Annotated in this window: 23 protein-coding genes; 11 read left to right on the plus strand and 12 right to left on the minus strand. The window is 52.6% G+C overall.

What is annotated here, in order from left to right:
* Positions 1–374: 374 nt before the first annotated feature.
* Complete coding sequence (locus tag O5O45_RS18440; RefSeq protein ID WP_305900825.1) at positions 375–1,259, minus strand: LysR family transcriptional regulator; 885 nt, start codon at positions 1,257–1,259, stop codon at positions 375–377.
* 156 nt (positions 1,260–1,415) lie between these two features.
* On the opposite strand from O5O45_RS18440, the gene O5O45_RS18445 reads away from it, so the two are divergent.
* From O5O45_RS18445 to O5O45_RS18460, 4 genes are all read left to right on the plus strand, one after another.
* A complete protein-coding gene (locus tag O5O45_RS18445; protein ID WP_305900826.1) occupies positions 1,416–2,726 on the plus strand; it encodes an amidase in 1,311 nt (436 codons plus the stop codon).
* Between the two features lie 95 nt (positions 2,727–2,821).
* Positions 2,822–3,613: a hypothetical protein gene (locus O5O45_RS18450; protein WP_305900827.1), complete on the plus strand. Its 792-nt coding sequence runs from the start codon at positions 2,822–2,824 to the stop codon at positions 3,611–3,613.
* Positions 3,614–3,622: 9 nt separating this feature from the next.
* Positions 3,623–4,162, plus strand: coding sequence for an XAC2610-related protein (locus O5O45_RS18455; protein ID WP_305900828.1), 540 nt, complete (start codon positions 3,623–3,625; stop codon positions 4,160–4,162).
* A 171-nt stretch (positions 4,163–4,333) separates the two neighbouring features.
* Positions 4,334–4,870 (plus strand): XAC2610-related protein, encoded by a 537-nt coding sequence (locus tag O5O45_RS18460; RefSeq protein ID WP_305900829.1) that lies wholly within the window; start codon positions 4,334–4,336, stop codon positions 4,868–4,870.
* Between the two features lie 9 nt (positions 4,871–4,879).
* On the opposite strand, the gene O5O45_RS18465 is transcribed toward O5O45_RS18460, so the two are convergent.
* A complete protein-coding gene (locus O5O45_RS18465) occupies positions 4,880–7,399 on the minus strand; it encodes a DNA polymerase II (RefSeq protein ID WP_305900830.1) in 2,520 nt (839 codons plus the stop codon).
* A gap of 5 nt (positions 7,400–7,404) precedes the next feature.
* Positions 7,405–8,094: a class I SAM-dependent methyltransferase gene (locus O5O45_RS18470; protein ID WP_305900831.1), complete on the minus strand. Its 690-nt coding sequence runs from the start codon at positions 8,092–8,094 to the stop codon at positions 7,405–7,407.
* A gap of 270 nt (positions 8,095–8,364) precedes the next feature.
* Here O5O45_RS18470 and O5O45_RS18475 point away from each other — a divergent pair, with 270 nt between their 5' ends.
* Positions 8,365–9,075 carry a cyclase family protein gene (locus O5O45_RS18475; protein ID WP_305900832.1) on the plus strand — a complete coding sequence of 237 codons (711 nt, stop codon included), beginning with the start codon at positions 8,365–8,367 and terminating at the stop codon, positions 9,073–9,075.
* 12 nt (positions 9,076–9,087) lie between these two features.
* On the opposite strand, the gene O5O45_RS18480 is transcribed toward O5O45_RS18475, so the two are convergent.
* The gene (locus tag O5O45_RS18480; protein WP_305900833.1) at positions 9,088–9,627 is read right to left on the minus strand and encodes a DUF2058 domain-containing protein; all 540 of its coding nucleotides are present in this window, start codon (positions 9,625–9,627) and stop codon (positions 9,088–9,090) included.
* A 61-nt stretch (positions 9,628–9,688) separates the two neighbouring features.
* A complete protein-coding gene (locus O5O45_RS18485; protein ID WP_305900834.1) occupies positions 9,689–10,678 on the minus strand; it encodes a phosphatase domain-containing protein in 990 nt (329 codons plus the stop codon).
* A 177-nt stretch (positions 10,679–10,855) separates the two neighbouring features.
* On the opposite strand from O5O45_RS18485, the gene O5O45_RS18490 reads away from it, so the two are divergent.
* A complete protein-coding gene (locus O5O45_RS18490; RefSeq protein WP_305900835.1) occupies positions 10,856–12,919 on the plus strand; it encodes a VIT and vWA domain-containing protein in 2,064 nt (687 codons plus the stop codon).
* A gap of 152 nt (positions 12,920–13,071) precedes the next feature.
* A complete protein-coding gene (locus O5O45_RS18495) occupies positions 13,072–13,758 on the plus strand; it encodes a metal-dependent hydrolase (RefSeq protein ID WP_305900836.1) in 687 nt (228 codons plus the stop codon).
* Between the two features lie 72 nt (positions 13,759–13,830).
* Here the strand turns inward: O5O45_RS18495 and O5O45_RS18500 are convergent, their stop codons facing one another.
* Complete coding sequence (locus O5O45_RS18500) at positions 13,831–14,673, minus strand: metallophosphoesterase (RefSeq protein ID WP_305900837.1); 843 nt, start codon at positions 14,671–14,673, stop codon at positions 13,831–13,833.
* Positions 14,670–15,140: a DUF1801 domain-containing protein gene (locus O5O45_RS18505; RefSeq protein WP_305900838.1), complete on the minus strand. Its 471-nt coding sequence runs from the start codon at positions 15,138–15,140 to the stop codon at positions 14,670–14,672. Before O5O45_RS18505 ends, O5O45_RS18500 begins: the two co-directional genes overlap by 4 nt.
* A 199-nt stretch (positions 15,141–15,339) precedes the next feature.
* Here O5O45_RS18505 and O5O45_RS18510 point away from each other — a divergent pair, with 199 nt between their 5' ends.
* Entirely contained in the window at positions 15,340–16,464 is a 1,125-nt protein-coding gene (locus O5O45_RS18510; protein WP_305900839.1) for a DUF4124 domain-containing protein, read from the plus strand.
* A gap of 6 nt (positions 16,465–16,470) precedes the next feature.
* On the opposite strand, the gene O5O45_RS18515 is transcribed toward O5O45_RS18510, so the two are convergent.
* Both O5O45_RS18515 and O5O45_RS18520 read right to left on the minus strand, forming a co-directional pair.
* Positions 16,471–17,520, minus strand: a complete 1,050-nt coding sequence (locus O5O45_RS18515; RefSeq protein WP_305900840.1) for a hypothetical protein — start codon at positions 17,518–17,520, stop codon at positions 16,471–16,473.
* A gap of 189 nt (positions 17,521–17,709) precedes the next feature.
* Complete coding sequence (locus O5O45_RS18520; protein WP_305900841.1) at positions 17,710–18,525, minus strand: SGNH/GDSL hydrolase family protein; 816 nt, start codon at positions 18,523–18,525, stop codon at positions 17,710–17,712.
* Between the two features lie 226 nt (positions 18,526–18,751).
* Between O5O45_RS18520 and O5O45_RS18525 the strand changes: the two genes are divergently transcribed.
* The 3 genes from O5O45_RS18525 (at position 18,752) to O5O45_RS18535 (ending at position 22,086) form a co-directional block, all read left to right on the plus strand.
* On the plus strand, positions 18,752–19,234 hold the full coding sequence (locus tag O5O45_RS18525) for a helix-turn-helix domain-containing protein (RefSeq protein WP_305900842.1): 483 nt from the start codon (positions 18,752–18,754) through the stop codon (positions 19,232–19,234).
* 124 nt (positions 19,235–19,358) lie between these two features.
* Positions 19,359–20,621 carry a right-handed parallel beta-helix repeat-containing protein gene (locus tag O5O45_RS18530; RefSeq protein ID WP_305900843.1) on the plus strand — a complete coding sequence of 421 codons (1,263 nt, stop codon included), beginning with the start codon at positions 19,359–19,361 and terminating at the stop codon, positions 20,619–20,621.
* A gap of 184 nt (positions 20,622–20,805) precedes the next feature.
* Positions 20,806–22,086 (plus strand): right-handed parallel beta-helix repeat-containing protein, encoded by a 1,281-nt coding sequence (locus O5O45_RS18535; RefSeq protein ID WP_305900844.1) that lies wholly within the window; start codon positions 20,806–20,808, stop codon positions 22,084–22,086.
* A 98-nt stretch (positions 22,087–22,184) separates the two neighbouring features.
* On the opposite strand, the gene O5O45_RS18540 is transcribed toward O5O45_RS18535, so the two are convergent.
* The 3 genes from O5O45_RS18540 to O5O45_RS18550 form a co-directional block, all read right to left on the minus strand.
* A complete protein-coding gene (locus O5O45_RS18540; RefSeq protein WP_305900845.1) occupies positions 22,185–22,643 on the minus strand; it encodes a response regulator in 459 nt (152 codons plus the stop codon).
* Positions 22,644–22,901: 258 nt separating this feature from the next.
* Positions 22,902–23,561, minus strand: coding sequence for an OmpA family protein (locus O5O45_RS18545; RefSeq protein ID WP_305900846.1), 660 nt, complete (start codon positions 23,559–23,561; stop codon positions 22,902–22,904).
* Positions 23,558–24,598 (minus strand): alpha/beta hydrolase, encoded by a 1,041-nt coding sequence (locus O5O45_RS18550; RefSeq protein WP_305900847.1) that lies wholly within the window; start codon positions 24,596–24,598, stop codon positions 23,558–23,560. The genes O5O45_RS18545 and O5O45_RS18550 overlap by 4 nt, the downstream gene beginning before the upstream one ends.
* Positions 24,599–24,609 lie beyond the last annotated feature (11 nt).

Below are 24,609 nucleotides of genomic sequence, written 5' to 3' on the forward strand. Positions count from 1 at the left end.
CCTTTTTTTCCTTTGTGATTAATTTTCACTCCGGCCCGGCGCAAACCGACAAACCAGCCGGACCTCCAGCAACACAAAGACTAGTCCATTACGCATAGTTCATATTTTTAATTTAACGTTCGTATGTAACCCAACGTTTGAGGGACGAGGAAGTTCACCGGTTTTAGAGAGAGACTGTATGCCATCGGTGACAGACTTATGGGGATAAGGGGCGGAAATCGAACACGAAAGACAAGAATACTGCTATTTGTCACCAGAATCAGACACTGGAAAGCGAGATGCATCACATTGTCTTTCTCGCCTTCCGTTCTGCTAAAAGAGGTAAAACATTGTTATGAACGCAAGTAGCAATCATTGTCATAAAAAGCGTTCTATTATTTGCTGTCGGTTGTTTCATACAACTCGCGAGCGGCTTCGCCAAGAGCGCGAGAGAACTGGCTGAATACAGTGGAGCGGGGCTCTGAGCGTTCAATTACGCCAATACGCCGATAAAAAACATCACCCTTTAAGTCAAAAACACGCACTTGACCGACATCTAATCCCGGCGAGATCGGCAACAAGGCGACGCCCAATCCTTCCTCCACCATCTTGACGATCCCAGTGAGCTCATCCATCTCGGCGCAATCATTTACATGCAGACGATGTCGACGCAGAAAACGTTCCACCAGGCGACCGCCAAATGCGCCGCGGTCATAGCGGATAAAACGATGCGTCGTCAGTAGCGCACGCCAGTCGCTTTCATGCACATCATGGGGCGCAATCAACGCGTAACGCTCATTCGCCAGGGGCGACCAATTCAACTCACGAGGCAACGCAAAAGGCGGCTCCACTAATATTGCAGCGTCGATTTCGCCGCTATCGACCAGCGCCAGCAGTTGCAACGATGAGCCAGGAATAATCCGTAGCGATATTTCGCTTCCCGCACGACGCAGATGAGACATCGTTGCCGGCAGCAGTCCGGCTTGCGCCGTGGAAACAGCCCCAAGTCGAACCTCGCCTCGCACAGGCCGAAGCTCCGCCCCCTCGCACATACCGCCGAACAGATCGAGAATCTGCTCCGCTCTACCAATCGCCGCCCGGCCTTCCGCCGTCAGTTGCGCCGATCTTCCCACACGCTCAAACAATGAGTAGCCCAAAGCATCTTCCAGGCGCTGCATCTGCGCGCTAACCGCAGACTGGGTCAAGCCGATACGATCGCCTGCAGCGGCGAATGTGCCGCATTTAGTGACTTCCAGAAAGGTTTTAAGCTCTCTCAACATCGCCGATTGGCCCTTTACAGCAACATAACCAGACAGTACCGAACAACTAATTGATCAATAAAATTTGATAATAAGCTAAAAATTAATTGTTTTAAATTCCAAAAATTAATCAATAAAGTGACTCCGCTGATGTCCAAAAACTTACGGAGAAACACAGTGTCCCTACCTTTAACCAACGATGGCGCGCAATGGGTGAAATCCATTCAGGGCGGCGAATACGCAGCGGAAGAAGTCTGTGAAGCATTAATCGCTCAGATTACTCGCTATGAGCCGGACATCCGCGCCTTTGCGGCATTTGACCCGCACAAGGTTTTACAACAGGCCCGGGCGATAGACACCCGTCCAAACAATGGAAAGCTGAGCGGATTACCCATCGGCGTAAAAGACATCTTCGACACTGTCGACTTTGCTACGGAATATTTCTCTCCTATCTATCGAGATCATCGCCCCTCACGGGACTGCTCCGTGGTGGCGCGACTACGGCGAGAAGGCGCTATCGTCATGGGTAAAACGGAGACCACTGAATTCGCCTTTATGCATACCGGACCGACCCGCAACCCACACGCACTGGATCACACGCCGGGCAGCTCCAGCGCCGGCTCCGCCGCGGGATTAGCTGCGGGTTTTTTCCCGGTGGCGTTGGGCTCGCAAACGGCGGGCTCATTACTCAAACCTGCTTCCTATTGCGGCCTGTTTGCTTTCAAACCAACACGCGGAATTGTCTCTCTGGAAGGCGTCAAACCCCTTGCTCCCAGCTTCGATACCGTCGGCTGGTACGGACGCAGCATGGATGATTTGCAGTTACTCGCAGACGTTCTGCTGGAGCCCTACTTATCGCTGCAGACGCCTCCCGTCAAACGACCTCTCCGACTGGCCTGCGTCATTGACGAGTTATGGTCTACGGTGGAAACGCCGATCAAAGAAGCGCTCCTGACCAGCCTGCTGACTCTGCGCTCCCAAGGACATCACATTCAGAATACCTCCACGCCATTCAGTCTGAAGCAGTTAGCCGACAGCCATAAAATCGTGAACGACAGGGAGGGCAGCCGCGCGCTGGCTTGCGAATACGCCAGCCGCTGTAACCAACTCAGCGCATCTACGCTGGAAATGATAGAGAACGGCTTGCGCCTGACTTTCGCCGAAGAACTTGCGGCCAAAACCACAATCACCGCCGCCGCCAACGCCTACCCTCAATTCATGGCCGACTACGACGCCATCATTACCCTCAGCACCCCCCACTCCGCCCCTGAAGGACTTCTCTACACAGGCACATCAGATTTGATCAAAGTCTGGAACGCCCTGGGCGTCCCCCAACTCAACATCCCCCTCCTCCTCCCCGGCCGCCTGCCGGTGGGACTGCAAATCGTCGGGACGCAAGGTGGGGATGGAAAATTGCTGGACGTAGGTCGAGTAGTCGCAAACGCGTTGGGGGTGAGATCCTCGATGGTGACCTTAAAGCCTTACTGACAATGTAGATTAGACCTTATACCCGAGTGACCCGTTTTAGCTATTCCTCTTAGAATTTGGTTTCTATTCGCTTACGCATACAAGGATGTTACTCAATGTGCATAAAGAGCAGTGTGGGCCTGCACGGGACCAACTCAACAACAGACGTAAAAGTCATTCAAGCAGCATTAAATCTTTATACATCTGACTCTTTTCTTTTGGAGTCAAAACTAGCTGTAGATGGACGGATAGGCCCAAAAACCATACAAGCCATAACGCTATTGCAAGAGTCCTCGGTCCAAATATCCAAACCTGACGGAAGAGTCGATCCAAAGGGAAATACACTTAAAGCTCTAAAACAGGGCTCCACGAAAGGATTAAGCGAAGACGCTTTGACGGCAATCATGGCGCACGGAAAATCATCAACTATTAATAAGTATCTTCCTTTACTCCAAAATAATCTTTCCCGATACCAGATAAACTCACCGCTTCGCACAGCCCACTTTCTAGCCCAAGTCGGCCATGAAAGCCTGTCTTTTAGATACACAGAGGAACTGGCCAGCGGCGCCAATTACGAAGGCAATTTAGCGCTCGGAAATACGCAACCGGGCGACGGAGTTCGATTCAAAGGGCGAGGGTTAATTCAGTTAACCGGTCGCAGCAATTACTCTGAGTATGCCGAATACTCCAGAATAGACCTTATGAAAAAGGGAAATGAGGTATTAGTCGCGTTAACTCCCGCCTACGCATTGGATGTAAGCCTGTGGTTTTGGAATAAGCGTCGCTTAAACATCAAAGCTGATAAAGATGATCTCCGTGGAGTTACTTATCGTGTAAACGGTGGTTACACTGGTTTACAGGACAGGCGAGACTATCTTGATCGCGCCAAATTCTTTCTCATGCCTTAGAGTCAAATTATGCGACAAGTGTACATACTATTAACCATCTTCCTAGCCGCCTGCTCGCAGGCTCAAAATCAGCCGGAGCAGAAGGCCTCGCCAGTGATTTGCGCATTTGAGTCTGAGCAGATAGATACCTGTCACTTTGAAGACGGCGGCAATGAAATATCCGCAACGCTGACAACCCATCTCAGTAATGACGATGAGCTTCATATCACTGCGATCAACATCTCTCGGGGCAAGCGTCGGCAAACTCTGACACTGTCGCCCGATGCATTACTATTGCCGGGAGACAGAGGGTATATCTCGTTCGAAGATATTAACTTTGATAACCATGCAGATATCGCTGTCACTACCAGCTTAGGGGCCGCCAATCTTTATCTGGATTACTGGGTCTACTCGGAGGAGCAGAAGCGTTATGTGAAGGTTGGAAACTACCCTGTATTTAAACTCCATCCCGATACGCAAACGCTCACCACAGAAGTCCGCGTCAACGCCGCGCAATACGATAGAAAAGCTTACCAATGGCGCGGATTAGAACTTGTGGTGGTTGAATAGTTGATTACACGCCAAACGCCTTAGCCCTTACAGACGAATTGCCGTTGCGGCGTCTCGCGCTTAGCATAAATGCGCCCGGGAAACGGGGAGTTATTAATGTGAGTACGACTCCTCTATGTGAAATCAGACGCTCAGGGCGTCTGACTCTTGTCTCGACGAGAAGGACTTTTTATGCGACGCGTTGCGCTTCTTCTATTTCCCATCATCACGTCATGCGGCGTTTCGCCGCTTCAATCCATATCGAAAGACGGAGACGCCTGTCTGTTTGGCGTCGGCCGTATTCCAACCTGTGAGCATGCGTCTACGTCACTTCAGGTTAAGGCTTCACCGGTACTGGCGCCGCTTGCGGATGATCAGGTATTGCTGCAAGCCGTGGAAGCATCCCTCAACGGTCAGGAACAACGCCTGGAGATAGCCCCCGACACGGTGTTCTTCGCTGGCGACATCGGCCATATCGCCTTCGACGATATCAACTTCGACGGTTTTCCCGATTTGGCCATCACCACCTCGGCAGGCGCCAAGCATGTTTTTCTGGATTATTGGCTTTACTCCCAGAACGCCAAGCGCTTCGTGAGGCTGGGCAATTTGCCGGAGTTGTCCGCCGATCCCGCAACGCAAACTCTCAGCTTGCAGGTTCAAGTCAGCGAAACACAGTATGAGAGAAAGCGGTTGAAGTGGAACGGCTCAAACTTGATTCCTATCGATTAGGAAATCAGATCAGAACAAGCCGATTTGTCCGCCGGCGATATCCTGAAAGGAAGCATTCATAAAACGAAGGATACCGTCGGCGATAGGCTCGATCTGTCGCTCCACGTAGAGGTCATAATCCAGCGCGGAACGTCGGTACTCCAGAGGCTCCGGCCCATTCACCGTCACCACGTATTCAATCCATCCTCCGCGCTGATAACGGGGCGCCAGTCCCTGCTCTTCGCGAATGCGATCCGCCGTGCGCGCCGCCTGCACATGCGGCGGCACATTACGTTGATACTCATCGAGCCGGCGACGCAGACGCTTACGGTAGTAGAGCTGATCGTCTTTTTTGCCTGCGCGGATATCACTGACCAGGTCACGCACGTAATCTTCGTAAGGCTCGTTATAAAAAATGCGACGATAAAGCTCTTTCTGGAAGGTGCGCGCCAGAGGCGTCCAATCGGTGCGCACCGTTTCCAACCCCTTGAACACCATTTCCGGCTCGCCCTCGCCTCTGGCGGCCAAGCCGGCGTACCGTTTCTTGCTACCCTTTTCAGAGCCGCGAATGGTCGGCATCACAAAGCGTAAAAAGTGAGTCTCAAACTGTATTTCAAGAAAACTCTCGATGCCATATTCCTGCATCAGATAATCCCGCCACCATTGATTCAGCGTCGCCGCCAGTTTCTTTCCAACGCTATCAATTTCCGCCGCCGCGCTTTGCTTATACTCTTTCAACCTGACAAAGACTGAGTCAGTATCGCCATAGATGACCTGATGGCCCTGCTGTTCAATCAGTTCCTTGGTGCGGTACAGAATCCTATGTCCACGTAATGTGATGGAGCTGGGCAAGCGATGATCGAAGAAACGGCATCCCGGCGTACCCAGCACGCCATAGAAAGAATTCATCAGGATTTTTATGGCCTGCGACATCGCCGCATTTTTATGGCGTTTCGCCTCATCCCGCGCCGCCCACAACTCACCGATAATATCCGGCAGAATATTGTGCTCTTTGGAAAAAACCGCGCCGTTAAAGCCAGGAACCAGCTGCTTGCGGTCCGCTTTCACCGTTTCCTGCTGGTCCCACAGATCTTCACGCAGCACATCCTGCCCGCGTTCGATTTCAACACCTTTGATGCGCGCCAAAGGATCGATTTTGAAGGTGCGGATGATACTGGGATACAGACTTTTAAAATCCAGCACCAGCACGTTGCGGTACAACCCCGGAATCGAGTCCATCACATAACCGCCGGGGCTGCCCACGCCTACCGGATTCTGCGGCAGCATCGGCGCCACGTACCCCGCTCGATGCAATCGCGGCAAATAGCGATTATCAAAAGAGGCGACCGAACCGCCGAAACGGTCCAACGCCAATCCGGTCAATTGCGCCCGTTCTACGGCGAACTCGATCAACAGGGCGTGCTGAAAAACCTCCCACACCAATTGGCAGTCTTCCAGGTTGTACTCGGCCAATCTGGGCTTATCGTGAAGAAACAAATGCGTAATCTCATCGCCCCGGTTGTCCGGGTCATGGATCAGCTTGCCTCGCCCCAGCAAATGCTGGGCGACATACTCCAGAGAAAAACTTTCAAAGTTATAGGTGGCGGATTTGAGCGTATCAATACCATCCAGCACCACCCGTCCGGGAATGCATAAAGTGAAATGCTGGTCGTCGCTGCGGGACTGGCGCCAGTCCATGGGCGTCCCGCCCCGTCCCGGGTGAAAGGACAGGTTCAGATCATCCGCTTTCTTTTGCAGAAAGCGCAGATCGAAGTTAATGACATTCCAGCCAATCAGAATGTCCGGGTCAAAGTCGTCAAACCACGCGATAAAACGCTGAAACACCTGCGTTTCATCTGCGCAATAAATGAGATAATCCGACCCATCCGCCGCCGGCTCTCCCACCATGAACACGCGCCGTTGCACAGCGCCCGCGCCGACATCCGCGCCGTAGGAAGTCGCCACCAAACCGATGGAATATAACTGCGCCCCATCCATGGACGTCTCAATGTCCAGTGACAATACCTTGAAATAAGGCGCATACGGCGCTGGTTTGATGCGTGGATTGTGGAACTCCAACACGCCATCCTTTTCCACCGCCTCGCCATGAACGGCCAGTGAGCCGGTCACAAAGCGCTCCATCAGGAAACGGTCTGTAGGATGAATATCCGCCTCCATTGGCGAGAGGCCCGCCTGCGTCAGCATGTCGCGCACGCGATAAAGGTTGCGTTGCTCGCGCAGATACACGCCATGCACCGGCTGCCCGCCAAAATCCCTCAGCTCAAGCTCTTTTTCGTACCAGGGAGGGCGCTCGCCGCTGCTGTCGCCGAGCAGGTGGGTCAGAATGCGGCGCGCCACGGGCATCGCCGAACTCTCAAGAAAGCACACCGCATATTGGTCGCTAACGATCAGTCGCGCCGGACCTCGATCGGTCAGTATCCAGAATTGCAGCGCCAATGATTTGATGAGCCCGCCCCGCGCCTTATCCTGCTCAGGGATGAGATCATCCCATTGTCGGGTCAGCAGAAAACCTCTCAGCGGCGCGGACATCGATATTATTCAGCCTCAGTTTTACGGTCGCGACAGGCGAACAACGCCACACAACCGACTATTTCCATTTCGACGCGATTAAAATACCGTCGTAAAACGTCATGAAGCGCCGTTGCGCAATCCTCTTCATTGCAGAAAACGCCGGCTTTGTTCAGGCTGCTCATACAGAGTCGGGTGAACATATCTTTCTCTACCCCAACGCTCAGGACCGTGGAGCCGAACAGGACGCCGTCATCATTCAACAATTGACTCAGATTCCCGAACGCCTCGCCTTTGCGTTCAAAGTGGCCCGGCACGCAATGCATGACATAGTTCACCGCAATGGAGTCAAAGCCCTGCGCATCAATCTCGATAGGTTGCAAAATATTGCGGCGATAACACTGAGGATGAAAACGGGAGAGTCGATGTGACGTTTTTTGCAGGCAGCTTTCGCTCAAGTCCATCAACGCCAACCTCGGCTCCCTGGAGGGAAAGGTCGAGTGATCCAACAGGTAACCCGATCCGACGCCCACTTCCAGATGGTTCGCGCTAAGATGGTCGCGATAATGGCGCAGCACCCGCTCTGTTGGACAGCCCCAGGCGTACTTGTCGATGAAACCAAATAACGCCAAATCATAGACCGCCAATGTCAGCGGATTAAAGTAGCGTTGCGACAGCTTTACTCTGCTGTCCACAGGTCGGGAAACTGTTTCCATCTATAACATCTCCTGGAGGCCGACCGTCGTTTCATCCCTTTCCCTGCGCGGGCATCCACAAAACCCGGGCGCGCCCGGCAAGACAAAACAACATGTCTGAATTGAGTTTTAAGGCATCCTAACACTGAAACTCTGTTTTCGCCGCTACTATTTGTTTTAGTAAGAGACGAGCTGTTTTATAACTAACAGATTGATTTATAACTGACAGGCTGATTTATGACTGACAGATTGACTTATAACTAGCGGAGCAAACCCTTGACGAGAATCTCTATGCCCCTTCGAACGCTGCAGTTTTCCAATATCATTGACTTAAGCCACCCCATAGACGCCAGTATCCCCCTGTGGCCGGGAGACCCGGCGGTTCAATTCACCGACGAAGCCAGCATCGCAAAAGACGGTTACTTCCTGCGCAGTTTCCAGATCGGCGAGCACAGTGGCACTCATATGAACGCCCCCGCCAGCTTTTTTGAGGATGGGATGACTATCGACGAATACTCCCCTCAGCAACTAACGCCAGAAGCGGTGGTGATTGATGTCAGCGCTCAGGCGCAGGAGCAACCGGACTACGCAGTCACAATTGAGGATTTACATCACTGGGAACAATACCAGGGCATCATTCCCGCCGGGTGCGTAGTGTTGTTCTACACCGGCTACCAGCATTACTGGAAAACGCCTGAGCGCTTTTTCAATATGGACGCGCAGGGCGTCATGCGTTTTCCCGGCCTGGCGGCGGAAACTGCCAGGTTTTTGCTGGAAAAAAGAAAGGTCGGCGGATTCGGGATAGACACCCATGGCGTCGATCCCGGCGCCAGCGTAGCACATCAGGTCAATCGCCTGACGCTGGCGCAAGCCGGTATTGTGCTGGAATGTCTGACCAACCTGGACCATTTGCCGCCCAAGGGAGTCACGCTCGCGATCGGCCTGCTGCGACTGCGCGGAGGTTCAGGATCGCCCGTCTCTGTTCTGGCGCTCACGCCCTGAGCGCCGAAAGCATTACCACATCAGATCGTCGGGAATCTGATAGGCGGCGTAAGGATCATCTTCGTCGGGCTCAGCATTCTTGTTATCGTTGAGCACCACAACAAACTCTGGAGCGCGCTCGCGGATTTTCTCCGCCACTTTCCTGCTGATCACTTCGTATGCGTCCCCCATTCTGGCGACGGCGAAACGACCGGAAGCCAGACCATCCTGTAGTTCTTGCGTGACGTAAATCTTCTTCACTTTGCCCTCGTCGGCAAACTGATAGCCCACCTCGCCTTTTTTGCGGTTGATGCGATTCATCTCGATCAATTGTTTGACCTGCGCCTTCAACGCTTTACGGTCAGCCTCCTCTTGCCGGAGACGATTCATCTCACGATCCCGTTGCGCTTTTTCCTCACGCGCCTGCTGCGCGCGCAGTTTGGTCTCGTCCTCGACCTGCTGGCCTTTCGGCGTCTGCTTCGCCTGCTTACGCTTTTCCTGTTTTATCTGTTTCGCTTTTTTCTGATCAACCAGCCCCGCCTTGAGGAGCTGCTCTTGAAGAGACTTAGCCATTGTTCGCGTTCCAAACCATTAGTTAACCGAAAAGGATTTTAGCAAATCCAACGCCAGGGTTTCAGTGCTCTTTTGCGCCCGTCCGAGCTTTCTCAATTTTGGCGATCTCCGCCGCCAGGTCCTGTTGCCCCTCGTATACCGGCCGCTCAGGATCAGGAGACACTTTGCGTATATACACTGCGGCGATCCTGTCAGCAAAGCGAGTTTGAATATCCCAGTAAATCTCCGGGTCACGCTCGCCGTCATCGCCAAGCAACACGAAACTCACCCAAGGAAAACGCTGCAGTAAACCTTCAATGTGGGCGGTTTTATAGGCCGCCTGATCCAGCCAGGGCTCACTGTCGGACTCATTCGACACTTTCTTGGCGACCACTACCCCCCGGGGAAAGCCGTTGTGCTCTAAAAACAAAGAAATATTGCCGTAAAGCTGTCGAGGCGACGCGGACAGATAGAAAACCGGCGAGGTCTCTAACGCTGTATTGTTGGCGATAAGGTTAGCGATAAACGCGGAAGCGCCCGGAACAACCTCTCGCTGTAGCGGATTCTTCAAGAACGTATTTTTCAGTAATGACGTTTTCGCCGTCACCTCACTGACCATAAGGGTGTCGTCCAAGTCGGATATCACGCCCAAGCGGTTTTCTGCAGGGGCCATCAATATTGCGCCCTCAGCGGCTTGGGCGTTTTCCGTTTGCGCAGTCACTTGCAACCAGCCCGATGGTGTTGCATCCGTCAGTTCGCCATCCAGTCGGAAATACCCTTCTTCGTCCGTCTTCACACGCCAATGTTGCTGGCCCACCTGAACACGCACTTCAACGTTTTCCTGCTCTGCGTTGAATAATTGCGCCAGATTACGGCGTAGATTAGTCGCGCCGCCGTCTTCGATAGATGCGCCCGCGGCATCCTCATCCGCCTCAATAACACGCCCTTCCAAAGTAAACTTTCCCGCAGAGCCGTAGCCTGCGTACAGGATCAGCGCAAGTGGATCCGCATCTTCTGCGCTTGCAGAGCCAAAGACACATAGCCACCCTAAAAAAATGACAATCCAACGCATAAAAAGCTCCAAAGCCTCACATACCACACCAGAGGTATCGCCAAACGATACTCTCCGCAAAAAAGTTCAATACCTCTAACGCCTGAGTGAGCATGCCCCCAGGCAGCCGCCGGAATCCAACAACTCATCACATTACTCTCCAGGCGGCGTTCTTCCCAATAGCAAAGGTGATTGCATATGTTAAATGGAAAGGCCGGACTAGCATCTCTCTCCGCCTGCGTCTTAATGTTATCCCTCTCCAATCCTGACGCTGCGGAAGCGGCGGGATTACTAAAACCCCAAGGCGCCAGTCTACCAGACCTGGATTTACGCTCCCAAGACGTCAACGTCACTATCGAAGGCGAATACGCCATCACCACTGTCGATCAGGTTTTCTATAATCCCAATGCGCAGCCCCTGGAAGCTATCTACTCATTTCCAGTACCGGAAAAGGCCGCCGTCTCCCAGTTTACTTATTGGATCAACGGCGCGCCCGTTCATGGCGAAGTCGTCGCCAAAAAACAAGCTAAAGAAATCTACGAGCAGGAAAAATCGGAAGGCCGCAACGCTGGCCTGACCGAACAGGACGCCTACAAAACTTTCGACATTTCCATCAGTCAGGTCTTACCACAACAGGAAACTAAAATACGCTTGGTGTATTTACAGCCGGTGCATGTTGACACGGGAGTCGGCCGTTACGTCTACCCGCTGGAAGAAGGTGGCGTGGATGAGGAAAAACTGGCGTTTTGGACCGCCAACGAAACCGTGAAAGAGCGCTTCAGCTTCAATCTTGATCTACGCAGCGGCTACCCGGTGGAAGCCTTGCGTTTACCCGAACATCCTCAGGCGCAGATCGCGCGAATGGACGAGCGGCGCTGGACGGTTTCCCTGCAGTCAAATCCTCAAAGCCAGGCAGCCGCTCAGGAAGGCGCCGCCAATGCGCCCTCTTCCGCTCCCAGCGCCTACAGACTGGATAAGGACATCGTGGTCTACTGGCGACAGCAACAGAACCTGCCTGGCTCCGTCGACTTGATCACCTATAAAGAACCGGGCAAAGACAAAGGGACGTTCATGCTCACCGTAACGCCCGGAGACGATCTGCCAGTCATAACTGAGGGCCGAGACTGGACACTGGTGCTGGACCGCTCAGGCTCCATGTCGGGCAAGTTCTCCACATTGATAGAGGGATTACGCAAAGGATTCGCCAAATTCAACAGCAATGATCGCGTTCGCGTCATCATGTTCAATGACAACACCACCGACGTCACTAACGGCTGGGTGCAGGCGACGCCGGAAAACCTGCAGCGGGTTGTCAGCGCCGTTGAAAATGCAGGCCCCAGCGGCGGCACCAACCTTATGTCAGCGATTCAAGGCGCGCTTACCGGACTCGATGCGGACCGCACCAACGCTATCTGGCTGGTCACCGATGGTGAAGCCAATGTCGGCGAAACCAAGCAGAAAGCGTTTATTGAGTTATTGGAGAAAAAGGATATCCGCCTGTTCACGTTCATTATGGGCAACTCCGCCAATCGCCCTCTGTTGGAAGCGATCACCAAGCATAGCAACGGTTTCGCCATCAGCGTCAGCAATAGCGACGACATTATCGGTCAGCTCATGCTGGCCGCCAGTAAAGTGGACCATGCAGCGCTGCATGGAGCCAACTTGAAGATCTCAGGCATCAAGACCTCAGACGTCTTTCCCAAACAAATCGGCAGCGTTTACCGCGGCCAGCAATTGGTGATGTTCGGGCACTATTACGGCTCAGGTCAGGCGAAAGTGGAGCTGACAGGCAAAGTCTCGGGCTCTCCTATCCGCTATCAGACCCAGTTCGAGGTCATAGATGGAACCTTACATCCAGAGTTGGAGCGTCTCTGGGCCTTCGCGCAGATCGAGGACTTAATGGATCAGCAGCAGGATTATGGCGAGGACGCAGATCGCAAACAGGCGGTCACAGACTTGGCCGTGGAATATGGACTGGTGACGGATTACACCTCAATGCTGGTGCTTGATGAAGGTCGCTTTGAACATTACGGGGTGGACCGTCGCATCGGAGCGCGCATCAGTCGCGAAGAATCCGCCCGGGAGAAACGAGCGCAACAACCCGCGCAGTCTCACCGAGTGGACAATCAGCAGCCGATGTACACCAAAAGCCGTCCATCCTTCGGCGGTGGCGGAGGAGGAGGCGCTATCGATGGACTTATGTTGGCGTTGCTGGGCGCGCTGGCCATAGCCGGCCGCTGCTTCCGCCCTCGTCAGCGTTAACTTCGAAAAGCAAAAAAGAGACGGTCTTGCCGTCTCTTTTTCTTTCTGCGACAAGGACATAAATGTCTACTGCCCAGCTTGATCGGCGCAATGGCGCTGGTATAGCATGGCCGGCCAATCGCGCCATCCCATATAAGGAAAATCGTCGCTAAATGGCTAATTTTAATACACATCTTCTCGGCGGAGCCGCCGCATCGGGCGTGCTGACGTCCACCCTGCTGCTGACCGGATTATTCACTCCCGGACAAGGCATGGCGTTGTGGGTGGCGGGAACCTTGGCGGGTCTGGCGCCGGATCTGGACGCAGATACCACCGCCATACTAAAAGGACTGTTCAGCGCTCTGGGTGTGATGGCGTCATTTGTCGTGTTGTTCACGTTCCCTGATCTGCCTCTGTTGCCGTTGTGGGGCGCTATGCTGGCCGCATTTCTTAGCGTGCGTATCGGCGTGCTGCAGGTGTTCGCTCACCTCACGGAGCATCGCGGCTCTTTCCACTCACTATTGGCTGCCGTCAGCTTTGGGCTGGGTTCGGCGTTTTTATGCTGGCGTTTCATCGATCAGGGCGTGGATTTCGCCTGGGCGTTGGGCGCCATGGTGTTCGCCGGATATATCGTCCACCTTATTCTTGACGAGTGTTACGCCGTCAATCTGGCGGATATGGAGTTCAAGCGCTCATTTGGAACCGCGCTTAAACCAGTGAGTATCGACAACTGGTGGGCCAGCGGGCTCTTTCTCGCCATCGCTATCTATTGCGCCCTACAACTGCCCCCACCGCACAAGCTGCATATTGAAGTGGTCAGACTGGCCACTCTGGACCATCTCTGGCTGTCGCGCGCCTGAAGCTCAGAACTATAGTAGACCTGTTCGGGCATAACATAAGCGTCGGGCCCGAACAGGTATGAAGCGAGAAACCTATCGCGTCATGGACATTAACGTGACCAGGGAAATTTCTGGAGGAACCCGAAAGCGCACAGGAAGAATGCTGGTTCCCACTCCCGGCGTCACAAACATCTGACGACCGTCCTCATCGATATGTCCAATGGCGAAACGCTCGCCGTACTGAGAAGGTACAATAGGCCGACCAATCAATGGCAGGTTAACCTGACCGCCATGGGTGTGACCGGCGAAAGTCAGGGACACGTGACGGGGAATGTCATAAAACACATCCGGGTTGTGAGTGAACGCCAGAATGGGCGACTCCGCAGGAATGTCGGCAAGGGCTTTGGCGATATCATGCGCGCCTTCCCAATAGTCGCTGACGCCGGCCAGCCAAAACTGGCAATCCCCCTGAGTCAGCGCTTTGGAAGCGTCTTCCAGAAACTCGATATGGGTTCCCGTGAAAGCGTCGAGGATCAATTGCGGGCCATGCCACCAATCATGATTGCCCATGACGGCGTACACGCCCAGGTTAGCTTGCAGCCGGTCCAGCTCAGCGGCGATGTCGCGCGGCTCCGCAAACTCGCCGCCAATCACGCCCTGGATAACGAAGTCTCCCGCCAGCAATACCAGGTCCGGCTTCAACGCATTGGTTTCGTCAACCAGTTCCCTCAATCGTGATAAGCCATTGTGCGGCGACCCCACGTGCAGATCAGCCATCACCGCCACCTGTAAACCATCGCAAGATGGCGGCCAGGGATGAATGGCGATGCTGACTTCATTTTCAACCAAAGACGCAGGCTCGATCCAAAACGCCCAGACGCCGAGCGCGATACTCAACATGGCCAAACCCATCATAATACGACGAAAAATTTTCACTGCTTGGGCTCCTGACTGCCTCTCGTTGCATCATCTTTCCGCGCTGGATTTTTTCGCAAGTGGTAGGTCAACGTCATAGCGATGCAATGCCGCAACGCTTCCACGGGAATATCGTCCGCGACATCAAACAACATGCTGCGGTTTCCTTCAAAGCGAAACTCATCGCCATAGATGCGCCGAAACGTCTCCACCAGGTTTGTCTGACAATGAAAATAAACCGCATATCCAGAAGGCTGAGACTTTAAGCCATCGATTCTGAGAGTGCTGCCGCTTTTCGTCTTTGCGGTCAGATAGCTGGGCTGTCCCCATTTCAGCGTTTCTTCCAGTTCGCCCACGCCGTCAGTGTTTCTCGCCACATCAAAAATCAAGTCCCGCAGGAACAACAACTTTGCTCTCACTTCATCCGGGTACGCAGCGAATACCGCCTGAACGCGCGCATCAGCGAAATCCAACCGGGCTTCATTCATAGAATATCCTTCACAAAATATGCGCCCTGAATGAGCGTCAAACTAGACAACAACGCGTTTCAGCGTATGGCGACCGAGCCGCCCTCGCAACGCATCGTTAACAATTTATTGCAACACAGGCTTTAATGCGCGTTGCGCGTGCGGTTTATAATCAGGCTTTTGACGCACCAGCGCACTTTACGAGGACGTAATTTTTACGATGAGAAAATGGTTGCTGCAATTGTTGGTGGTGGTCGCGCTGGTTCCCGCGGTCTGGTTTATCTCGACGCCGGATCAGCGCAAAACCTATCTGACGCTGTTGAGTCTTCCCCAAGATCCCACCTGGCTGCATGAAGGCAATTTACTTGCTTTGCTTAGTCGCACCCCGCAGCAACCGCCTGAAGCACAAGCTTTGACCGACATTGCGTCCGCGCCGGAGACGCCAGCGGAATTGCCTTCCACCTCATCGAAAGAGGCCGCGCCAAACGTTCTGTCCGCGTTACGTCAAATGGCGCACAGCGCCCTGCCGCAAACTATGTGCGGAAAAACCGCCACTCGCGACATCCGGGACGTGGAAACGCCGCAGATTTACAAGTGGACGGACGCCAATGGCCGCGTTCATTTCTCTGATAGCGCCCAGAACAAGAGCGCGCAATTCGTGGGAGAAAGCTACGCCTCACAGAAGAAATATTTTGATTTCAAGTTGACCAGCAAAGGCATGCCCCGCAACGGCTTGGTGGAAGACAGGATCAGAGCCGCCGCCCAGCAGGTTTATACGCAACTGGAAGCTTATCTCGCGCCTGAACGCCGCAGACAGATCATTCTCAACCTGGAGCTTTACGGCGACCGCGCAGAGTATGAAGCCCTGCGCAAGAAAGTGTTCCCAGGCTTCAATGCCGCCGCGTTCTTCTCCCATGGGGCCAACACCATCTACATGGTTAACGAAGACAAGCTGGAAACCACTGTCGCCATCGCCAAGCACGAAGTGGTTCACGCAGTTCTGGCGGGCTTGGTCGGCCCCATGCCAACATGGCTCAACGAAGGTATGGCGGAATACCTGGAACACGGCGGACTGCCCTACAAGACGCTTCCCATTGATCTGAACGAAAACGCCATTAATCAGTTGCTCGCTACGGAGCACCAGGACTTTTATAACGCCAGCGCAGAAAGCAACTATATGGCGTCACATAAACTGGTGGCGTACCTGAACAGCTCCGGCGAAGGCCGTCGCGTCATTGCAGACATTTTCAATGGCCTCGCTGAGGCGCCCTGCAGTCAGGTCGATAGCCTCAGCGCAGTCACCAGCGCAATGGGCGATGTGGGTCACTTGGCGAAACTACTCTAGCGTCCTTCACAACGATTGCGCACCGCTCACATCAAGCGACCATTGCCAAGAACGCTCCCTGGCTGCGCCAGGACGGCTCTCAGTCATGAATAGACCCACAGTTCGATATGGTCGCTCCACCTCAATCGCCCCGTTTAGACAGGCGGCGGAGCGCGGCGGATTAACCATCGCTGACGTCGCCTGCATCCAAATAGGGTTTTTCGCCCCCTCGGGACGTTGGCTGAAGCGAAGCATGTTATAGGGCGTCGGGAAAGGAAGCATGAATCGGCCCGGCTCTTCGTCCAGCTTGTATTCGCCGCTCAGGGAAGCGTCCGTGTCGACGCGAATGACGCTTTCATTGCTGCTGTATGGGGTAGAACTCCAGATATAGCCGATGGCGATCTCCGGCTCCGCTGGAGTGACAATATGCAGTTCATCATCCAGCCAGCATGAATAGGTCACCGCCAGGTGCTCAATATCCTCATAGCGCTTGCCATCCAACTCCAGGCTCAAACGCAGTACCTCCGTTCCGGCGGGCTTTTGTAAAACGACATGCCTGATCATCTCACCATCAGGCATGCGCCATACTTCATTCCTCACTACTTCTATGACGCCTTCAGCCGCCTTTGGTGAAACGGTCAAACTGCGCCTCGCATCCCATTCTCCCTGGATAAAAATACCGGACGTCCCCTCCGCCAACCAGACAGGCGTCGCCATCAATACCAGCATACGAAACAACAGCAGAGCGATATGCGCCATGGAAACGCGATAAGCGGCGGAGAGCCCCCATACAAACAGGGCTAATATGGCGGGCGCCAACACCAATACGCATAGATAGAAAACGCCTAATCCCTCCATACCGGAAACACTGGAAGGAAGCATAATTGTCACGCCGACGGCGCCCGCAACGCCAATAGCCAGGATCAAGTGCGCGCCAATGGCGCTGAACCAGTCCAGAGGATAGTCCGGTCTGCGACGAAGCCCGTTACGACAGGCGAGCAAGAGCAGGACAGCCAATGCCAATACAAACAGGATTTTCAGGCTGCGCAGGACATATAAGTAAAATATCGCCGTCACGGTATGTCTCCAGAAAGGAAAAGGTATCTGAAATCCTAACTTTCACAGTAATCCATAACCAGATCAGCGTTAAAAGTATTGCGTAGTAAGACAGTAAGACGTAACGGCATCCACGCACGCCCAGAGAAACAATCCCGCCCCAGTTAACGCCACGATAGCCCCCGCAGCGTTAACTATAGTCCGCCCGCATCACTGACGAGACGCTTCGTACTCCTGAATCGCCCATAAAATTCTACGCGCCCCTTTCATCACCGTTTCTTCATTAGGATGAATGCCATCGCCGCGATGTTCGAATGTACGCCAGGGGTTCACCAGCAGAGCGCCTTCAAGTTCATCATGAATCCTGCGCGCATATAAGCGACCGAAGAATTTGAAGTCATCATTGCTCATCGCCCAGGTCAGACCGGATAAATTGGCGAAAAGAGACAGATCAAGATCATCTGGATTGGGATAAAGGGGATATACCGGGGTCAGGCCGAGACCTAATGCTTGCCTGCCAATGGCAATTAGACGGTCCACCGCGGCATTCATTTCCGCGTTGCTACATAAGACGGTCTGAGATTGCTCAATACCGAATGAGTCAGAGTGCAAACAATCATTGCCAATGCTGATAATCACATACCCCGCGTTATATCCAGCCAAACCAGACTGATCATATTGGGCTACCCGCATTAACGCTTTTTGCAATTGCGTTGAATAACTGTCCCAACGGGCGGAACCGCATACCGGATTACAACTGACGCGACTGAATGTGGTGGCGCCCGCCTGCGCTTCACTTTTGACTTTCACCCCGTATCGCGTCAACGCCGTTTCCAGGTCGACATAATCCCCTGAACCAACCGATATCCCCGCCAATGGTCCTTGCAGGTCAGAGTTTAGAGGCGTGTCGCCACTAGCGTAGGAAGCGCCAATCAGCAATACGGGCTTATCGATTGCTGCGACGGAAGTGGTCAGAAAAATTCCTGTGGCGAGCAGTAGTCTCACAATCAGTTGTAATGCGTTCACGTTTCTTGATCTCCTTGTGGTTTAACCTGTACCTCACCCTCTTGCCATCCGGGACACCCTGCGCCTCGACAAAATTGGCGACAGTTCGCTATCAGGATGTAACACATTTATAACAACTCCGAGCACATTGAAAAACGTACGATTGTTACATGGAGGAACGTAACAAAGCATATATGCTGAATAATGTTTGTTTTCAGAACATTTCAAAAAGCAGAGCGGTTAAATCATGAATGCGGAATTTTTTCACCAACCCCGCCTCTTTCGAAAAAGCGACTTTGCCCAACGTCTTAAAGAGCTTCGCAGTCATTTCGGCTATACCCAGCAAAAGGTGGTGGATGGCGTCAATGAGCTCCTGCCGTTAATACAGGCCCGCCCCCACCCGCTTTGCCGCAGCCGATACGCCAAATGGGAGCTGAACAATCGCACAGAGATGCCGGACTATCCCGAGCTGCTCGCCTTGTGTCATTACTTTGAGCAGGAACCTTATTACCTGCTCACTGGCGTGAACGGGCCTCGCAAGTCACGCAATAGTCAGCATGCGCTGGACACCCTGTTTAGTCGCTGGGAAGAAGACATTCACTTCAAATACGTCGTAAAAATGTTGCTGGAGCGTACTCCTGAAGCGACTCGAAAACTGGCGGAGTTAATCGACGTGCTGACGTTAGGCGACCGCAGCCTGCTCAATAATCACAAAAACAGGACAAATTGATTTTCAGTCAGGCGGAACCAAACTTTCCTAACTTTCGCCCTTAGGGTAAACCCCATATTGCCCCTCGGCAGCAGAGCCTGCACACTGCTTACTACCCTAAGCATAAGAAACAAAAGGATATTTTATGAAGTCCGCACTAGGAGCCCTGTTGGGGTGCGCGCTCTCTGGCGCCTGTTTCGCCACCAACTTGAATATCGTCGACTACGGCGCTACGCCGGATAACTATAACGATGACGACGCCATCGCCATCAACGCCGCGATTAACGCCGCCCGTGACGGAGACGTCGTCATCATTCCTGAAGGAACATTCCATATTCGTGAAATGATAAACCTGAAAAGTAACGTCGACTTAAAGGGAGACGGTTACGCCAAGTCAGGCATTGCTGCGTTATATGAGGGTGAAGACGCCGATGACTTAGTAATAAAAGGAAGAAATGTCACCAATATAAACATCTCTGGGCTTCGGCTTAAAAGTAATTACAGTGGTGGAGTTAGGGCGTTAATATCTATCACACACTCTTCAAAGATAACGATCAGCGACAGTAGTTTTCACCGTTTTAAAAAGCACGGAATCTACTTCAATCACACCCGTGACGGTAATGTTAAAAACTCCAAATTCCAAGATGCCACTGACCTTAGCGGTGGAGGGCATGGTTACGGTGTAGTTTACACAAACGGATGCGAGGGAGGCAGAGTCGATAATAGTTATTTCTATGGCCCCAATATTCGTCATGGCGTAGTGATTCAAGGTGACCCTCAATATGGTCCAAGCCATGGCATCGTGGTGAAAGGAAACTATTTCAAAGAAACGACTCAAGACGCCATCGACTTACATGGCTCAGGCGAATACAACAATCAAATTATGTACAACACAATTGAAGGAGATCCCGCCAAGGGCGGGAAGGGACAAGGAATTGGAATCGGAGAAAACGCCCATAAAGCATCCGGTAGTGGAAATGTGATTAGAAATAACGTCATTCGCAATACGCTTTATGGAATTCGCGTAATGCAAGGCTCTCCAGGAGCTATGATCAAGAACAACGAGATATACAATTGCAAAGAGCACGGCATTTATATCGAAAACGGTATTGGGACCGAGATACGCGGTAATATCATTGAAGGATGCCAACATTGGGGTGTTTTCGTTAAAGATGGAAACAATACAATCATTCGTAAAGGAAAAGACGAAAACAACGAAGACACAATAAACCAAATAAATGGTAACGGGCTATCAAACTCCACAACTGGCTTCGGAGGTATTCGCGTCAAAGCAGGAAATACAGGGGTGTATGTTCTAGACAACGACCTCTGTGAGAATGATAACTACGGAGGCGTAAACCTCTCATTCGAAGGCCAGGGCACGGTTAAAAACAACCTCTGCCAATAACTTCTTTGGGTCCTTGAAATTGCGGGACTACAGCCTGCCGCCCCACCAAGGTCAGGCAGGCTGAACTCGCGTCAACTTGGACCGTCATATGCCTGGCGTCAAACCCCTGGCTTCCATATTGCGCTTCCGCTCTGCGGAGTCAGACGCACTAACCACCCTAAACATCAGAAACAAAGGATATTTTATGAAATCAGCAATAGGAGCCCTGTTTGGGTGCGCGCTCTCTGGCGCCTGTTTCGCCACCAACTTGAACATCATCGACTACGGCGCCACGCCAGACGATCACAGCGACGATGACTCCATCGCCATCAACGCCGCCATTAACGCCGCTCGCGATGGCGATACCGTTATCATCCCTGAAGGCACCTTTCACACCCGCGAGGAAATCATACTGAAGAGTCGTGTTAACTTGAAAGGCGCAGGGTACGCCAAATCGACGATTACTGCGGTATACACCAGTATGGGCAATGACGACGAACATCAGACCTTAATTAAAGGCAAGAACCTGTCATCGGTCACCATATCCGGGCTGAGACTGAAAACCACCCACTCTGAGGGAGTCAGCCAGCTAATTTCCATCATAGACTCTGAAAATGTCAGCGTTAATGAAAGCAGCTTTTATCGGTTCATAAAGCATGCCATTTACTTTAATAACACCATCAACGGCAGAGTCGCTGACTCTCGATTTCAGGATGCGACTATTACAGCAAAGGGTGGACATGGCTATGGCGTGGTCTATACAAACGGGTGTGATAGAGGCAGAGTGGATGACAGCTACTTCTATGGCCCCGATATTCGTCACGGCGTAGTGATTCAAGGCGACAAAAAAACTAACCGACCTAGCCATGGCATCACTGTAAACAACAATTACTTCAAAGACACAAAACAAGACGCCATTGATCTGCACGGAACAGGTGAATACGACAACATCGTTATAGACAATACAATTGTGGGCGACCCCAACGACAAGACGTTAGGCCGAGGAATTGGCGTCGGCGAAGATGTGCACGGCCCTTCTGGTAGCGGGAATATCATTAAAAACAACGTTATTCGTAATACTCTTTACGGCATACATGTCCTTGCAGGTTCGCCCGACGTCAAGATCTCGGGGAATAAAATATACAATTGCGATCGCATGGGTATATTCATTGAGAACGGTCAAAACGTAGATGTACGAGCCAACACAGTAGAAGGGTGCAAATGGTGGGGCATCTATGTGGAGAATGGCGACAATACCACCATTGCCTCAGGAAGCAAGGAGACAAACGAAGTGCACGGCAACGGCTGGGGCTCCAGTGGACGCTGGCGTTACCCAAAGGTATATGGCAACGGCGGCGTACGCGTAATGAGCCAAAACTCTGGGATGAATGTGCGAAATAATAACTTTTGCGATAACGAGAGCAATGGCGGCCCCAACTTCCAGTTCGAAGGGCAAGGTACAGTCCTGAATAATCAATGTCAGTGAGGAGAACTAACTCCTCTCACATATGATTAATGCCTCGCCAGGGCAGCTACAAACTGCCCTGGCAGCTTCCCGCGTCTTCAGTCCAGCCCTATGAATCGCTAATACTCCGTCTTGGGAAACTCATTTTTCGATAACCAGTAATAGAAGATCGAGTAAATGGTGTCGTAAAAGTCCTGTATCCCATATTCCATTCTTTTACTGATCAGGCTGGAAGCGCCCGATTTATAACACTCAATCGCTGTACGTTCATGGGTGGATTCCGTCAGAACGACAATGGGCGTAAAACGATTATGATCCGATTTACGGATCGCCTGCATGACTTCATAGCCGCTGGCGATTGGCAACCCCAGATCCACCAGAATGAGGTCGAAGTGGGCGTTGTGAACCTTGAACATCGCCTTGGCGCCATTGTCCACAAACTCACACTGGCATCGAACTTCCCGACGCTCCAAAACTCTGCGCATAAGGTCCACCGTGTCCTGATCGTCCTCAATCACCAAAACCCTGCGGTTATGCGAAGTGCTGCTTTCCAGTAGATGGTAATCTGCGTAAGACACGGTATTCCGCTCCTTATGAAACGCATTATTCAACTGTTCGCTCAGAGGTTGGCGCCGGGAAGGTCGCATTTCTGCGAGACGCGGACGATGAGTAAACGTAAACGGACATCGGGCTGACCATAACCTGCCAGATGAACCGCTCCCTGACGATAATTCGATTTAAGCATAGTTTAAATCGAGACTTAAGGCCGTGCTTGACCCAGAAACGAAAAAAGCCAGCCTTCTCAGGCTGGCTTTTTCAGCACATGCGACTGGTGTTTAGCCTTGCATTGGCACCAGTTTCAGCTCAACGCGACGGTTGGCTGCGCGCCCTTCGGTCGTGCTGTTGGTGGCCACAGGATAACGCGGACCGTAACCGATAGTTTGTACTCGTGAACTCGCCACACCTTGGGAGATCAGATAACGGCCAACGCTGCTGGCGCGCTGCTCACTCAAACGCTGGTTCAGGTCCAGGCTGCCGGTAGAGTCGGTGTGACCGCTAACCTGGATGATAGTTTTGTCGAACTCTTTCAATACCAGACCAACTGAATCCAGCGTGTCGTAGAAGTTCGCTTTAACTTCCGCACGGCCTGTATCGAAGGTGATGTTGCCTGGCATAACCAGTGTAATCTCGTCGCCGTTACGCACAACGCGTACGCCGGTGCCTTCCAGACGGTGGCGCAGCTCAGACTCTTGCTTGTCCATGTAGTAGCCGATGCCGCCGCCCACAGCGCCACCAGCGGCTGCGCCGATCAGTGCGCCCTTGCCGCGGTCTTTCTTGCTGGATGTGGCCGCGCCGATCGCTGCGCCCGCAACTGCGCCGATCACAGCGCCAGTAGTCGCGTTAGCGGTTTTCTTCTCCCCGGTGTAGGGATCGTAGGTTTGGCATCCAGCGGCCAGGGAACCCGCTACTACAAGAGCACAAAGCTTAAATTTCATTCTCTATCTCCAGATTTATCAGAGTTGGCGGTAATTGTAGTTTCATTTTTCTTAACAGAAGCTGAACGCTGACCAGCGATAGCCCTGTCAAAAGCTTCACTGATCCAGCCAAAGACCCTTGCCCGGATCTCTGGCGACTCATTTACCAGTTGATGACGTCCCGTCTCCAGATATTGCACTTCCGCATTCGGCAACAGGCGCTGTAATTGCGGAATATTATGGCGCCAGTCCACAGTAGTGTCTTCCTTACCTTGCACAATGGTGACAGGTTGCTCCAGCGGGTCCGTGCTTTCAATACGTTTTACCCACCGTCGTAACGCGCCAACCCAGTCAATGGACACCGCCCTCGACTGCAAAGGATCTTTGTCTTTGAGAAACTTAATAAATTCGGGGTCGTTGGAATTGACCATAAATACCCGACGCCAAGTACGGATAAAAGGCCCGAATAACGTATGCAGCATCACTACAGAACGCCACCCTTGCGGACGCACCAGCGGCGCCAAAAACGCCCAATGCAGGAACGGACTGCTTTCAGGCGTAAACCGGTTACTGAACAGATATTCCACTAAAACCGCCCCTCCCGTACTTTGCCCCACCGACATCCAGGGTTTAGGCATATGGCCGTCGCACAGCATCAGACAGGCTTCCAAAATAGACTGATATTGAGCGAAGTTCTTGATCGAAACGGTCTCCCCGCTGGACAGCCCATGACCGGGTAAGTCGTAGGCGACCACCGCGTAGCCATCGCGCAACAAATGTTCAACCAAATGGCCAAACAGCCCCACATGGTCAAAGTAACCATGAAACACAAACACCGTGCCGCGCGGTCGTGGCGGCGTATACATATGACAGGCCAGACGATAGCCAATGGCCTCGAAGTATCCCAGGCGATGCGCCACGCCGGTAATGCGGGTTTCTTTATCGATGCGATAGTAACTGCAGTAGTGTTTTTCTATCTCAGTCAGATGGGGCGCGTCTTTAAATGAAATCGGACGCAGTTGCTTGCGCAGGAGTTCTCTGTCCCAGAATGGCGTCATGAAAAAATCAA

Origin of the sequence: Hahella sp. HNIBRBA332, from assembly GCF_030719035.1 — a bacterium.
GTDB lineage: Bacteria > Pseudomonadota > Gammaproteobacteria > Pseudomonadales > Oleiphilaceae > Hahella.

Excerpts from the sequence above, each read along its gene's own strand:
- O5O45_RS18440 (WP_305900825.1), bottom strand. The coding sequence starts at position 1,259 with ATGTTGAGAGAGCTTAAAACCTTTCTGGAAGTCACTAAATGCGGCACA.
- O5O45_RS18450 (WP_305900827.1), top strand. The coding sequence starts at position 2,822 with ATGTGCATAAAGAGCAGTGTGGGCCTGCACGGGACCAACTCAACAACA.
- O5O45_RS18455 (WP_305900828.1), top strand. The coding sequence starts at position 3,623 with ATGCGACAAGTGTACATACTATTAACCATCTTCCTAGCCGCCTGCTCG.
- O5O45_RS18460 (WP_305900829.1), top strand. The coding sequence starts at position 4,334 with ATGCGACGCGTTGCGCTTCTTCTATTTCCCATCATCACGTCATGCGGC.
- O5O45_RS18465 (WP_305900830.1), bottom strand. The coding sequence starts at position 7,399 with ATGTCCGCGCCGCTGAGAGGTTTTCTGCTGACCCGACAATGGGATGAT.
- O5O45_RS18470 (WP_305900831.1), bottom strand. The coding sequence starts at position 8,094 with ATGGAAACAGTTTCCCGACCTGTGGACAGCAGAGTAAAGCTGTCGCAA.
- O5O45_RS18475 (WP_305900832.1), top strand. The coding sequence starts at position 8,365 with ATGCCCCTTCGAACGCTGCAGTTTTCCAATATCATTGACTTAAGCCAC.
- O5O45_RS18480 (WP_305900833.1), bottom strand. The coding sequence starts at position 9,627 with ATGGCTAAGTCTCTTCAAGAGCAGCTCCTCAAGGCGGGGCTGGTTGAT.
- O5O45_RS18485 (WP_305900834.1), bottom strand. The coding sequence starts at position 10,678 with ATGCGTTGGATTGTCATTTTTTTAGGGTGGCTATGTGTCTTTGGCTCT.
- O5O45_RS18490 (WP_305900835.1), top strand. The coding sequence starts at position 10,856 with ATGTTAAATGGAAAGGCCGGACTAGCATCTCTCTCCGCCTGCGTCTTA.
- O5O45_RS18495 (WP_305900836.1), top strand. The coding sequence starts at position 13,072 with ATGGCTAATTTTAATACACATCTTCTCGGCGGAGCCGCCGCATCGGGC.
- O5O45_RS18505 (WP_305900838.1), bottom strand. The coding sequence starts at position 15,140 with ATGAATGAAGCCCGGTTGGATTTCGCTGATGCGCGCGTTCAGGCGGTA.
- O5O45_RS18510 (WP_305900839.1), top strand. The coding sequence starts at position 15,340 with ATGAGAAAATGGTTGCTGCAATTGTTGGTGGTGGTCGCGCTGGTTCCC.
- O5O45_RS18525 (WP_305900842.1), top strand. The coding sequence starts at position 18,752 with ATGAATGCGGAATTTTTTCACCAACCCCGCCTCTTTCGAAAAAGCGAC.
- O5O45_RS18530 (WP_305900843.1), top strand. The coding sequence starts at position 19,359 with ATGAAGTCCGCACTAGGAGCCCTGTTGGGGTGCGCGCTCTCTGGCGCC.
- O5O45_RS18535 (WP_305900844.1), top strand. The coding sequence starts at position 20,806 with ATGAAATCAGCAATAGGAGCCCTGTTTGGGTGCGCGCTCTCTGGCGCC.
- O5O45_RS18545 (WP_305900846.1), bottom strand. The coding sequence starts at position 23,561 with ATGAAATTTAAGCTTTGTGCTCTTGTAGTAGCGGGTTCCCTGGCCGCT.
- O5O45_RS18550 (WP_305900847.1), bottom strand. The coding sequence starts at position 24,598 with ATGACGCCATTCTGGGACAGAGAACTCCTGCGCAAGCAACTGCGTCCG.